Source organism: Hyphococcus formosus (assembly GCF_046736345.1).
GTDB classification, from domain to species: Bacteria; Pseudomonadota; Alphaproteobacteria; order Caulobacterales; family Parvularculaceae; genus Hyphococcus; species Hyphococcus formosus.
The window spans coordinates 2,014,795-2,027,763 of the sequence record NZ_CP157210.1 but is presented as its reverse complement, the minus strand read 5'-3'; the positions used below and the strand labels follow the sequence as shown (position 1 = coordinate 2,027,763).

Annotated in this window: 12 protein-coding genes; 3 read left to right on the top strand and 9 right to left on the bottom strand. The window is 54.2% G+C overall.

The genetic code is table 11. The annotated features are described in order from the left end of the window. Positions 1-35: 35 nt before the first annotated feature. From ABFZ83_RS09275 to ABFZ83_RS09260, 4 genes are all read right to left on the bottom strand, one after another. Complete coding sequence (locus ABFZ83_RS09275) at positions 36-191, bottom strand: hypothetical protein (RefSeq protein WP_411816269.1); 156 nt, start codon at positions 189-191, stop codon at positions 36-38. A gap of 394 nt (positions 192-585) precedes the next feature. After that, positions 586-1,647: a beta-N-acetylglucosaminidase domain-containing protein gene (locus ABFZ83_RS09270; RefSeq protein ID WP_411816268.1), complete on the bottom strand. Its 1,062-nt coding sequence runs from the start codon at positions 1,645-1,647 to the stop codon at positions 586-588. Between the two features lie 12 nt (positions 1,648-1,659). Next, positions 1,660-3,243: a sodium:solute symporter family transporter gene (locus ABFZ83_RS09265; RefSeq protein ID WP_411816267.1), complete on the bottom strand. Its 1,584-nt coding sequence runs from the start codon at positions 3,241-3,243 to the stop codon at positions 1,660-1,662. Positions 3,244-3,351: 108 nt separating this feature from the next. Continuing rightward, positions 3,352-4,236, bottom strand: a complete 885-nt coding sequence (locus tag ABFZ83_RS09260) for a BadF/BadG/BcrA/BcrD ATPase family protein (RefSeq protein WP_411816266.1) — start codon at positions 4,234-4,236, stop codon at positions 3,352-3,354. 264 nt (positions 4,237-4,500) lie between these two features. Between ABFZ83_RS09260 and ABFZ83_RS09255 the strand changes: the two genes are divergently transcribed. Genes ABFZ83_RS09255 through ABFZ83_RS09245 form a run of 3 tightly spaced genes read left to right on the top strand, consistent with a single transcriptional unit; the run spans position 4,501 to position 7,203 of the window. Continuing rightward, positions 4,501-5,097, top strand: coding sequence for a DOMON-like domain-containing protein (locus tag ABFZ83_RS09255; RefSeq protein WP_411816265.1), 597 nt, complete (start codon positions 4,501-4,503; stop codon positions 5,095-5,097). Continuing rightward, positions 5,097-6,302, top strand: coding sequence for an exo-beta-N-acetylmuramidase NamZ domain-containing protein (locus ABFZ83_RS09250; RefSeq protein WP_411816264.1), 1,206 nt, complete (start codon positions 5,097-5,099; stop codon positions 6,300-6,302). The genes ABFZ83_RS09255 and ABFZ83_RS09250 overlap by 1 nt, the downstream gene beginning before the upstream one ends. 22 nt (positions 6,303-6,324) lie before the next feature. After that, the gene (locus tag ABFZ83_RS09245; RefSeq protein WP_411816263.1) at positions 6,325-7,203 is read left to right on the top strand and encodes a protein phosphatase 2C domain-containing protein; all 879 of its coding nucleotides are present in this window, start codon (positions 6,325-6,327) and stop codon (positions 7,201-7,203) included. Here the strand turns inward: ABFZ83_RS09245 and dld are convergent. The 5 genes from dld to ABFZ83_RS09220 form a co-directional block, all read right to left on the bottom strand. Further along, a complete protein-coding gene (gene dld, locus ABFZ83_RS09240; RefSeq protein WP_411816262.1) occupies positions 7,178-8,881 on the bottom strand; it encodes a D-lactate dehydrogenase in 1,704 nt (567 codons plus the stop codon). The two genes, ABFZ83_RS09245 and dld, sit on opposite strands and share 26 nt — an antisense overlap. An 8-nt stretch (positions 8,882-8,889) precedes the next feature. Next, a complete protein-coding gene (locus ABFZ83_RS09235; RefSeq protein WP_411816261.1) occupies positions 8,890-9,603 on the bottom strand; it encodes a GntR family transcriptional regulator in 714 nt (237 codons plus the stop codon). Between the two features lie 5 nt (positions 9,604-9,608). Beyond that, positions 9,609-10,493 (bottom strand): N-acetylmuramic acid 6-phosphate etherase, encoded by an 885-nt coding sequence (locus ABFZ83_RS09230; protein WP_411816260.1) that lies wholly within the window; start codon positions 10,491-10,493, stop codon positions 9,609-9,611. 164 nt (positions 10,494-10,657) lie between these two features. Beyond that, a complete protein-coding gene (gene nagA / locus ABFZ83_RS09225; RefSeq protein WP_411816259.1) occupies positions 10,658-11,794 on the bottom strand; it encodes an N-acetylglucosamine-6-phosphate deacetylase in 1,137 nt (378 codons plus the stop codon). Next, on the bottom strand, positions 11,794-12,831 hold the full coding sequence (locus ABFZ83_RS09220) for an SIS domain-containing protein (RefSeq protein ID WP_411816258.1): 1,038 nt from the start codon (positions 12,829-12,831) through the stop codon (positions 11,794-11,796). Before ABFZ83_RS09220 ends, nagA begins: the two co-directional genes overlap by 1 nt. Between the last annotated feature and the right edge of the window lie 138 nt (positions 12,832-12,969).

The following is a 12,969-nucleotide window of genomic DNA, read 5'->3' as shown; positions in this document are numbered from 1 at the left end:
TGTTTAGATCAAAAGGGCGGAAACCGCGTCTTGCCTTAGCTAAGGACAGGCGCATTCCCAAAGGTGATGGCCGCAGGAATTGCGACCGCCATCGCGATAATCGCGACAAGGATATAGAACAGCGCAGTTTTGGCTTTTGGTCCGAATGACACGCTGTGGTCGGCAAAGTCGTTAGGGTGTGTAATTGCCATAGTTATTACTCCTCGGGCATTGGTTATTGGCTTGATTGCCTATTGTTTTTGGCCCGTCATCAAACTGTCATGAATATTTGCGCACTCTTTGCGCAAAGTCAATATGGATGCGCAAATTATGCGCATATGACACAAAACTGTAATTTTATGACGGCTGAAACCCAGTAAATATGCGGGTTCCACCTCGGTATGAAATATTGCTGTCACAAAGCATTGGCGGCGAAATTCAGGAAAAATTAAAGAAAAACAACGGTTCTGAAATGACAAATTCGTCATTTGCGTGTATTAACTCACTAATACACTCCGCAAAACTGTCACAAAAGTCGGGATCGGGAATGTTGGGATCGGGGCTGACTGTCGCTCGGAGCACCCCCAAAGAGGCAGGACGCGGCGGCTAATCGATTTCCATTTCGACGCCGGCATTCTCCCATTTCCCATCAAGCCACGAAAGGATTTCGCGGGCGGCGGGATGGTCGAATTTGGCATAGATCGCGCGTAATGTTTCCGCCTTCGCCCCCAGCCGGTCGCGCCCGGTATCGTTGAGGGCGATCAAATCGCTTTTTAACTGCGTCGCAAATGGCTGACCGAGATAGCGAATGGCGGCCTCATAGGCGGCTTCTGAATATTTATAGTCGCCCCCTCGGGCATAACTTTCCGCGAGGGTCAACGCTGGGATGATCGACAAATGCGGTTGCAGGGCCGGGTTCACCATATGGCGCGCGATGTGGTTTTTGTTCTCCGCCGGGCGGCCGGTAAATCCGCGAATGTGAAGGTTCTGGCTTTTGACCGGGCCATCATTCACCGGATAATTATCCCATAAGGTCGGTTTGCGCCGAAGAAGCGTACCAATCTCTTTCATATGGTGCGGCGAGATCTCGCGCGCGCAAACTTCTTCGCCGGTCCAGAAAATATCAATTTCGGGACGCAGGCCCAGCCCAAGAGCTTCGAGGTAATCGCCTGGCCGTTTGCCAAATACGCGATCAAGCGCAGCATCATCGGAATAATAGGTCGGGCAGAACGAAATTTGTTTGGACGCTGAATGGTCAGCGGCAAACTCCATGATCTCGATTTGCCGCGCTGCCAGATCGGGGAGATCACCGCGCATGTCATCAAAAAAGATAGCAAGCTCGTCGAGGTCAAGCGATTGCAGTTCGTCTAATTTGGCCCGCAGTGTTTCGCGCGCGGTTTGGTCAAAGGATTTGTAAAGCTCAAAAGGGCTTAACCCGACGCCAAAGCGAACGCCCGCTTTACGGCAGGATGAGGCAAACGCTTTCAACTGCGCAAGCTCATCCTTTGGATAGGGCTGTTTCCAGTTTTTGCGTAAATATTGATCCGCTTTCGGGGCATATAAATAATGGCGATATCCGCTTTCGGCGAGATAGCGCATGACAAAGGTGCGGTCTTCGGGTGACCATCGCGGCCCGAAAAAACCCTCTACGATTCCAAGGCTGACCATGCTGCGATTGCTTTACGCTGGCTGCGCTTCCGCTGTTTGTGCCTTCACTTCCGGTGCATCCGCTGTTTGCGCTTCTACTGGCGCATTGCGGCGATTGCCCATGCTCGCGACCAGAAACGCCACAAAGGTTGCCACGCAAAGTTTCCATGTAAAGGCGAGCTTGGTGTAGCTTTCGGGGACGCCGATCGCACCGCCAATATTATTGTCGCCCAATCCCATTGCGATAAAGCCAACAATAAGCGCCGCAACAATCGACAGCGTGCTGCCGCGTTTGGTGAAGACGACCGTCGCATAGATGCCCAACAGGCCCGCATAGGCAAAAGTCATGACCGACAGCGCAAATTCGAGAAGCGGTGCGTCGGTCGATTGTTGCCAATAAAAGCAAAGGCAGGACATCAAAAACAACAAAAGCGCAAAGCTCAGCATCGCGACTTGGCCGGCGCGGACATAATGGCGTTCGGATTTGTCATTCCGAAGCGGGCGGTAAAAATCGCTCACGGCCACAGCGGACATAGAATTAAGGCCCGAATTAAGGGTCGAGACTGCAGCGGCCACAACGCCGGTCACCGCAAGACCGCGCACGCCTGCCGGAAGTTCGCTCAGAATATACTGCATAAAGACCGTTGTGCTCTCGAGTTCGAGCGAGGTCACAGGCCGTCCCGTAATTTCAGGACGCTCATAAAAGATATGTAAGAGCTGGCCAATCGAAACAAAGATGAAGGTCAGCGGAACCGCCAAAAGCGCTGCAATAATCAATGCGGTGCCTGCGCGTTTTGCACTACCGGCGGCGAGCAAGCGCTGCGTTGTATCTTGATCGAGGCCATAATTGCCCAAAAGCAAAAGTGTCAGCCCGGTCAGAATAGACAGCATTGTAAACGGGTCCTGCATATTCAGCGAAAAGTCGAAAAGGACCAATTTGTTCTGACCATCGGGGGCGTTTTGCGCCGCGGCCATGATTTCGGAAAGCGGGAGATCAAGGGTCTGATAGAGGCCGATCAAGATGAAAATTGCCGTAAATACGTAGACGGCGAATTGCAGCGCATCACTGGCCACGACCGAGCGAAGCCCACCAACAAGGGTAAACGCCAAGGCGACAAAAGTGATGAAGCAAGAGGCGAGGGCAACGCTGCTAAAGCTCGTATCGGAGAACACCATCAAGGCAACGGCGAGGGCCGCCATGAATAACCGCGCGCCATTGGCGAAAATACGGCCCACAAGATACATCGCCCCCGCAGACCGCATGGCAATCGCGCCATAGGCTTTGTCCAGAAGATCGTAGACCGTTATGACATTGGCGGCATAAAACTTGGGCAACAGAACCACGGCCACGATAACACTGGCGAGAATGGTGCCGATCGTGCCGGCGAGATAGGTGTAGTTGCCGCGAAAACCAATATCCGGGCCACCCAGAAACGTCGCCGCTGATTGGGTGGTGGCCAGAACCGAAAAGATAATCAGCGCAAGCGGCAAACCGCCTTTTGAGAGAAAATATTCCTTGGATGAAGCCGCCGTGCGCCGGGAAAGATAGATCCCTAATGCTGATACGATCGCGAAATATCCGCCGAGCACGGCCCAATCAATTATTGTAAAGCTCATCCATGGTCCTCCGCGCAAAGGATCCTCAAGGCAAATCAAAAGCGCGTATTTGATCTGCTGATTTTGTCACAAGTTATGATGAAAAATTATTGCTCTTTAGACTGATGGTCATGACTTCCCTTGAAAGCGATTACATCCGGCCAGAAGGAGCGCCCCATCAAGGCCATCACCGGCGGCATCGACAAGTCGGCTTGTAGTGCGCGCACGCAGCCACGGGATCATGCGCGGCGCAACGCCGCCCACCAGCGCGCAGCGCTTGGCCCCTTTTGCAAAGATGGTCTCGATAAACCGCTCCACATGTTTCGCTGCGTCTTCGACGATTGACCGCGCGATTTCATCATTCTTCTCGGCGAAATCCAAAATCAACGGCGCGAATGATCCATAATCATAAGGGGTTGCCTGATCCATCCAGGCAATGGCTTTGGCGGTGTCGTCGTTAAACTGTTTCGAAATCGCGGCGCTGAGTGGGGTCGCTTTGGTGCGTCCGTCGAGGGCCCGCAAGGCATGGCGCACGCCGCTCAGGCCAAGGGCCGCGCCGCTTCCCTCGTCGGAGATGGGAAACCCATATCCGCCGATGGTCGATGTTTTGTCGCCGTCGCGAATACAGGCAATGCTTCCTGTGCCGAGGATCAAGATCGCGCCATCAGCACCGGCATGGGCACCGAGGCAGGCAATCGCCGCATCCGTATCAAATGCGCGGCAACGATAAGGGAGGTCGAGATTTTCAATGGCGGCGCGCATACCGGGGCGGGTTATGCCCGCAATGCCCATCCCTGCGACGACAGTGGGCAGCGCGGAATGGGGGATGTCCGCTTTCGTGAGCGCTTTTTCTGCAATTTCAATCAGGGCGGTTTTCAAGCGCTCGATACCGATGCGGGCATTGGCAGGGCCCGATTCGACTTCGGCCAGAATCTGCCCGTTCGGATCGACCAGCCTGGCTTTGCAGCGGCTTCCCCCTGCATCTATACCTAGAAAAAATGATGCTTCAGTCATGAATTGAGCCTATTTGGAAACCCGATTGCTCTATCTGTTACCGTCTCGAAAGTCATCTCGCGTTTACGTCAGAAAGTAGCAACCAATGTAACACCAATTTCGTTCCTTATGTCCGCTTTTGCGCTGAATTCTGCCGGATCTAGCAAAAATACTGCGAAAAACCGGCCTGATTGGCCAAGGGTCGCGGTTAATCCTCGACTATATGTATTAAATTGGTGTATGTCCATTCTTAACTCATAAATCTGGGGCCTCTAATATCAAGCGATGAATACCGTTCCAAACCATAACATGGCGACCAAGGCTGATACCAATCAGCTACCGCTTGTGGCCCATCCGACAACGCCTCTGCCAGCGGTACGGAGCCTTGTTGCCCACGCCGGTCTTGATGAATCGGGTGAGCTTGAGGCGGGGTTTGTGGTCTCCGGCGACCTGGATCAAATCGTCTGGCCAGCGGCCCGGCCAATCATCCGCGCTGACGAGCTTTGGCAAACGACCTGTTTTGAGCTGTTTGTCGCAATGCCGGATAGCGAGCGCTATCTGGAGTTTAATTTTTCGCCGTCACGGCAATGGGCGGCCTATGGCTTTGAGCGCTATCGCGCGGGGATGCAGCCATTAGAGGCCGTCGAGATCAAGACTTTCGACATTGCGCGCGATGATGACCGCTTCATGCTTCGTGTACGACTTAATGCGCCGGCGCTGCGTGCGGTGCCGAGCGCGGCTGTCCCGGTCGCGCTTTCTGCGGTGATTGAAGCCAGCGACAATGGGATTAGCTATTGGGCGCTTGCGCACCCATCAGATCGCCCGGATTTCCATGATAAAAAGGGGTTCACAGGAACCCTTGTGAATAGGAAGGACACCTAATGATTTTGTTTGGATTGGATCGACTGTTGAATGAAGCGTCATTGCGTAAGCCGCTTCAGAATAAACGCGTCGCTCTATTGGCCCATCCAGCAACGGTCACAAATACGCTTGAACACGGGCTCGACGCGATTGCGGCGCTAGACGACATTAATCTGACGGCGGCTTTCGGTCCGCAGCATGGCCTCAAAGGCGATAAGCAAGACAATATGGTCGAGACCGCGGACGAACATGATCCGGTCTATAATATTCCGGTCTTTAGTTTGTATGGCGAGGTGCGGCGGCCAACCGACGAAATGATGGACACATTCGATGTCCTGTTGGTTGATCTCCAAGATCTTGGATGCCGCATTTACACCTTTGTCACGACGCTTCTTTATGTGCTCGAAGCGGCGGCCAAACACAACAAAACCGTTTGGGTCCTTGATCGGCCCAACCCGGCGGGCCGCCCGGTTGAAGGCATGACCTTGAAGCCGGGATGGGAGAGCTTTGTCGGTGCTGGCCCGATGCCCATGCGCCACGGCATGACCTTGGGCGAGATGGGGAAATGGTTCATCGATCAAAACAAGCTCGATGTGGATTACAAAGTCATTGAAATGTCTGGCTGGCAACCGGATGCGGCTCCCGGCTATGGCTGGCCGCTATTGGAGCGCTCTTGGATCAACCCCAGCCCGAACGCACCGACCCTCAATATGGCGCGGGCCTATGCGGGGACAGTGATGCTAGAGGGCACGACGCTTTCCGAAGGGCGGGGCACGACCCGTGCGCTCGAAGTGATCGGCGCGCCCGACATCAACGCCAGAGAAGTTTTGTCCCTGATGGAAAAAATGGCCCCTCAGTGGGCGGAAGGATGCCGTTTGAGAGAATGTTGGTTCGAGCCCACATTCCACAAGCATGAACATCTGCTTTGTCATGGGTTCCAGATCCACGCTGATGAACCGAGCTATCAGCATGACCGGTTCAAGCCCTGGCGGATCATCGCGCTTGCGCTTCATGCGATTCGCAAGCTCTATCCCGATTACAATATCTGGCGCGATTTTCCGTATGAGTACGAAAATGACAAACTTGCCTTTGATGTTATCAATGGCAGTGAGTTGCTTCGTCAGTGGGTTGACGATCCAGAGGCGGTGGCCAGCGATCTCGACGCAATAACCACCCCGGACGAAGAGGCGTGGCGCGACGTACAGCAGAAATTCGCGATTTACTAATCCAACGCATATCGCTCCCGTGATGTCTCAGTATTATATTTCTGTTCTCGACGCCGTATGCGAAAAAGGCAATGGCCGCGATAATGAGGATGCCGTTGGCTGGCTCCCCAATGCGGTCTGGGTCCTTGATGGGGTGTCGGGGCTTGAAACCTCTATTGTTGGAGGGGGCACGGCCGCGCGGTGGTACGCACAAACATTTTCGGCGCATTTTTCCCGGCATATGCTGTTGCGGCCCGATGCGCCGACGCTTTCGCTCATCAATCTGGCAATCGACGACTGCCGGTCATTATGGGCTGACCTTGGACAACCTGACATGGCAGAACCAGCGGCGACTTTCGCCATGTTGCGTTTGGTGGATGGTCAGATCGAACTGACCTCCATCGGGGACAGCGCAATCCGGTTTAAAGATATGGAAGGGCGCGTTACGGTTTTCGGTGACCGATCCGTTGAGCCATTTGAACAAAAAACGCTGGACCGGCTGATCGCACTGCAAAACGAACAACCAGATGCGCCCCATAGCGAATTGTCGAAAGCGCTAAAATCAAGCCAGCGGAACAATCGTCAATATGTGAATCGGGAAGACGGCTATAATGTTTTGACCTTATCGCCGATGGTGCCGCGTAACATTGTTTCCAGTACTCTCCCGAATAACGCGGAGACGGATTTTTTGCTGACCTCAGACGGGTTTAGTCGTTATACAGAAGTTTTGGAAATTTCGGATGAGCGGGCATTTTTCGCGCGTGCGCAAGAACAGTCCCTCGGCACTATCCTTGATGAAATCCGCTCAACTGAGCAGTCTGATCCCGATTGCCGAATTCATCCGCGGATTAAGCAATTTGACGATGCAACGGCCCTAAAGGTTCGCGTGCGAAACCTTACTCGGCATAAAAGCGACGCTTAGAATCCTTGCCAATCCCCGGATTGAGCTGGTTTCGCGGGTCGAGCGCTCGGTAATGCTCTGCGAGTTGCGGCTCCGCCTGATAGGCATGGCCGACATTGTGCTCAGCGGGATATTTCGCGCCTCGTTGTTTTAAAAGGTCCAGCATTTCGGATTTGATTGCGCCCGTGTCGGTGCCTGCCTTCAAGATATAATCTTGATGAAAGACCTGACACATGAAGTGCCCATAATAGAGTTTGTTCTCGATTTTCTGGTCGAGGCTCTGGGGGAGTTTTTCCTGCCAATCGGTTGTGTTGCGGGGGAGTGCGATATCCAATGCGAGGACCTCGCCGACATCCTTTGACTTGATGGTCTGGTAGCGGACCGCTGCGCCCGCGGCCGCAAACCGGTGCAGGCCGACGGTGGACGCCTCTTTGTCGGTGCACGCATGAAATAGAACGTCATAGTCTTCGCTTAGTTCGGATAAAAGCTTCCTTGTCTCGTCTACGCTGCGATCTTTTACCTTTAAAATAAGGAGATGCGCCCGTTTGTCAGCGATTTCCTTGATCGTCTTCGGTAGCGGATTGGGCGCAAACCGAGAAAAAACTTGCAGGCACTGATCGATCAACGAGGACGAAAGAAACGGAATGTCATCAAGATGCGACGCCAGCGTTTCTTTTAGTTTGAAGAAAGTTGGCAAGCGCTGCGTGCCGAGCGTTTTAATGAGATAGACCGTGTCGCGCCCATAACGTTCGGTGAACTTGAAGCAGTTCTGTTCCATATATTCCGCAAGCACGGGTAGTTCGGCAAAGTCCGCCAATATTTTCCGCCGCAAGGTCGTCAGAACCGCTGTCTTGTTGGTGCCGATAAAAAATGTTTTCTCGGCGGTGTTCTTGGGAAAGGTATCGAGCCTGACCGCAAAGACCGCGAGCTTGCCGCCGCAACCGGAGGCTTGCTTGAGGCGCCGTGGGTCCGCATTATACCGCGCAGGCGTGGGGGCATGAATATCGCGCACCCAGTCTTTATATTCGTGATCGGACGCCATGCCGTTGCTCGGCGCGATGTCTGTGTCCGAGAAAGTTTTATTGTCCAGGCGCGTTAGAATGTCTTCGGGCGTGCTGCCCAAATCGACGCCTAATCCGTTTTCGAGGGCGAGTTCCCCATCCTCGGTCAGTTTGGCAAAGAGAGAATGTTCCGTATAGGCGGGGCCGCGTTCGACCAGCGCGCCGCCTGAATTATTGCATACGCCGCCAATGACCGAAGCCCCCAGACAGGATGATCCGATTACGGAATGGGGATCTCTGTTCAGCGGGGCCAGCGTCTGTTCGAGCTTGTGCAGCGTGCTGCCCGGAAAGCAGATGACCTGATTGCCATTATCAATCGGGTAGATTTTCTCTAACCGGTTGGTGCTGATGATGACCACATCATGGTCGTAACCGGCATGGGGCGTAGATCCGCCGGTGAGGCCGGTATTCGCCGCCTGCATGATGATGTTGAGATCGTTCTCGACCGCGATCTGGAGCGTGCGCCATAATTCGAGCAAGCTGCCCGGAAGAAGCACGGCAAGACACTCGCCAGATTGGCCGCGATAGCCCGTTCGGTACGTTTTTGTTTTGTGATGTCCCGTCAGGACATATTTGCGCCCGAGAACGCTACGGAATTTTTCAACGATGTTATCGGAGGCAGCGTTCGTTGTTGGCATTTAAAGCTTTAACTCAAATCGGAAACAAATTCATAGCGATCACCGCGATAGGCCGACCGGGTATATTCGACAACTGAGCCGCTGGCGGAATAGGTTGTCCGTTCGATACGCAAAACTTCGCTGCCTTCATCGATCTGCAAAAGACCCGCTTCGGTTGGGGTTGCGAGCGAGGCGCGGATTTTTTGTCGGCCCCGAATTGGGCGATGACCGAGTTTAGAGAGGGCTTCGTATAGAGAATCGCCGAGCGTATCCAATTCCGGCAGGAATTCCTTTGGCACAATGGCGTTTTCGATGGCCAAAGGTTCGCCATTCGACAAACGCACTCGGCCTAATCGCGCAACTTCTGATGTTACGGCAATCTCTAGCTGCGCCGCTTCATCCGCAGTGGGGTTTGAAAAAGATTTTACGATCCAGAAGACACCCGGCTCATCACCGCGCTTGATCGCATCATCGGTAAAGCTGCTCAGGAAAGAGGAGGGCGACTGAATGCGCGGGGAGACATAGGTCCCCGATCCCTGTTTGCGATAGAGCAGCCCTTCGGCAATGAGTTTATCGATCGCTTTGCGAATCGTGACGCGAGACGCGCCGGTCATCGCCGTCAATTCGCGTTCCGATGGCAGCGCCTCGTCATCGACAATTTCACCATCATTTATCTTGGTGCGAATGTTATTCGCGATTTGCAGATAAAGCGGTGTCGGATTGTCTTTTGACATTGGCTGCATCGAAATTACCCCTTTAGTGCTTCAATCGAAGCACCTAAATGCCCCTTATGCCGCGCCAACAATGCGGCGGCGTCGTTTTTCTCAAGACCAAAGCCAATCAAAACAGCGGTTGGAATATCGTTGTTGGCTTCGGTCAGCGCGGCGTCGGCTTTATCCATGGATACGCCAGAAAGTTTGTGGACAATCTCGGCCCCGCGATGGCGAAGCTTTTTGTTCGAGATGACCATATTCACCATCAGGCCTTTATAGACTTTGCCCAATTGCAACATAATCGTTGTCGAGAGGATATTCAGAATCGCTTTTTGGGCCGTTCCGGCTTTCATGCGGGTTGATCCTGCAACGACTTCGCTACCAGTTTCTGCGACCAGCCCGAAATCGGCAGTTTCGAGGAGAGGCGCACCCGGATTATTCACGATTCCAATCGTAAGCGCACCCTTTTGGCGAGCGACTTCGAGCGCGGCAATGGTGAAAGGCGTTCTGCCGCTCGCGGCGACGCCAATCACTACGTCATTTTCACCGACATTGAGCTTTTCAATTTCACCCGCGCCTTCGTCCACGTCGTCTTCAGCGCCTTCAGCGCTTTCAACAAGCGCAGTTGGTCCGCCCGCAACAACATAGACGAGCCTTTCATTCGGCCAGCCATAGGTCGGAAACAGTTCAACGCCATCTTGTGCCGCGACGCGGCCAGACGTACCGGCACCCACATAAATCAGGCGGCCACGATCAGCGAGACGCGCCGCGGCGGCGGTCGCAGCGTCAGCGAGCTTTGAAGACAGCGGTTGTATCGATGCGACGGCAGCAAGCTGGCCGTCGATCATGGCATCCACGGCATCTTTGGCCGGCCAGCTATCGATATTGACGAAACGTTGGCTCACATCCTCTGTGGACATGCAGGTCTCCTAAACTCTTGTCGTATCTCGTAATTGGTAAATCTAACCGAGAATACCAAAATAAAACCAATATACCGACTAATCGCGCGCTTGGGAAGGCGAGCACGCAAGCAATCAGCGTTAACGGCCACTCCACCGATGATGTTTTCAATCGGGTTGGGCCGTTATCCTTCTCCGTTAATCCAGCTTCGTTTGACCTGTCCGTCATCGGACAGGTGCACAAGATTTGCGTATTTTCCGGCGGCGATTTCGCCCAAATCATTTTCAATGCCGAGGGCCTGTGCCGGGCTTAATGACGCCATGGAAATTGCTTGCGCTTGTGTGACGCCGAGATGGTTGTGGGCGTGCTGAACGGCCGACATCATATCAAGGGATGAGCCCGCCAGATTGCCCGCTTCGATCGTGAGGCGCGGGCCGGTTGCATCGACCCATTGGCCGAAAAGATCGAAACCATCAAAGCCGTCCGGCGCACCAACGCTGGGCATAGCATCGGTGACTAAAACTGTTTTTGAAATGCCTTTACATTTGATGGCCGCGCGCAGGGAGGCGTCGTGAACATGAAACCCGTCGGCGATAATGCCCGCCCATGTTTGATCCGAATCAAACGCCGCGCCGACCGCACCCGGTGCCCGGCTGGTGAGCGGTGACATCGCATTATAAAGATGCGTAAACCCGGACAGACCTTCATCGATTGCGGCCCGGACCGTATCATAATCCGCATTGGTGTGGCCGGCCCAAACGATCACGCCGCGTTTGACAAGCTCGGCAATCTCACCAGGCGCGACCTGTTCCGGCGCGAGGGTGACCAGGGTTTTTCCGCTTTTCAGGCTCGACAACAGGTCGATAAAGTCGCTGTCCAAACCGCGGAATTTCTGCTGGTCATGGACGCCTTTTTTCTCGTGGTTGAGGACAGGCCCTTCGATGTGAATGCCTAAAATGCCCGGCGTTTTTAATGCAATCGCTTCGTCCACGGCCGCAATCGCTTGCCCGATTATCTCTGGCGTATCGCTAATGAGCGTAGGCAACAGCCCGGTTGTGCCGTAGGTGCGATGGGCATTGGCAATGGTCGCAATGGTTTTGACAGTTGGCGCGTCGTTCAACAAAACGCCGCCGCCGCCATTGACCTGAAGGTCGATAAATCCGGGCGCGAGGATGCCGCCATCAAGGCTTATTTTCTCTGCGTCTGCGGGCACAGATCCCAAAGGCACAATATCCGCAATGCGCGCGCCATCAACGAGAACCGCATGACCTTCCGTCCACGCATCGTTGAAAAGAATGGGGCATCCCGTTAGCGCGAACATCAGACCGTCACCGTTACTTTTTTCAGGAATGGCGGTTCATCCGGGTTCTTGCCGCGCGCCAATGAAAGCGCATTTGCAAAACGGTAAAACCGTTGAATTTGTAAAATCGGCGTCAGGCGCGGATCATCGCCAACTGGGCAATCAAGATTTAATGCGTCAGGCACGGCCTCTCCCACAGTCAGGCATTTCGCGCCGTTCGAGGCGCAAAAGGAAACCAGCTCCCGGACACTTTGTTTTGACTCATCCGCAGACACAAAGGCTAAAATCGGAAAGCCTTCTGAAACGACCGCCATGGGGCCGTGACGCAGCTCCGCCGCGCTCAATGCTTCTGCATGCAGGCCGCTCGTTTCTTTCAGCTTCAGCGCAGCTTCCTTGGCGATGCCAAAGCCGACACCGCGTCCGGAAACAAACAGGTTCCGCGCGTCCTGCAAGATGGGGAGGGCCGCATTCCATTCGCCTTCCCATGCCTGGCTTAAATGCGTCGGCAATTGCTCAAGCGCGCTTAAGCCTTTGTCATCGCCGCCCGCAGCAAACGCGATATGCGCCAATGCTGTCAGTGAGCAGATAAAAGACTTTGTTGCGGCGACACTGGTTTCATCGCCCGCCAGCAAAGGAAGCGTGACGTCGCACAGATCCGCAAGGGGGCTAGCGCTGTCATTGGTCAATGCCACCGTGAAGGCACCGCCAGCTTTGGCCGCCTTTGCCGATTGCAACAGGTCCTCGCTCCGGCCGGACTGCGAAACCGCGAGAAACATTGCGCCGCGAAGGTTCAACGCCGCGCCATAGACCGAGGCGACCGATGGCGAAAAGGCGCAGACAGGCTTGCCTGTCTGGCGTTCGAGCAGATATTTTCCGTAGACGGTCGCGTGGCTTGAACTACCGCGCGCGCAGGTGACGACCATATTGATCTTGTCACTGGCGAGCCGTTTCGCGATCTCGTTAATCGCACTGGTATTATTCTGAAATTGGGCCGCAACCCGGTCGGGTGCCTCGCCAGCCTCATGAAACATCTTCGTTTCGAACTGTTCGGTGGGCATATCTCGAATTTATCCTCTAGTTACAGGCCACTAGCCGCAATTCAGGCGGCGCGACGAGGTGCGCATGTCATCGCGCATCGGCTCTGGTAAAATGCTACACCCTCGCATTGGTAGTATATTTGTTTCTTTGGACTAATA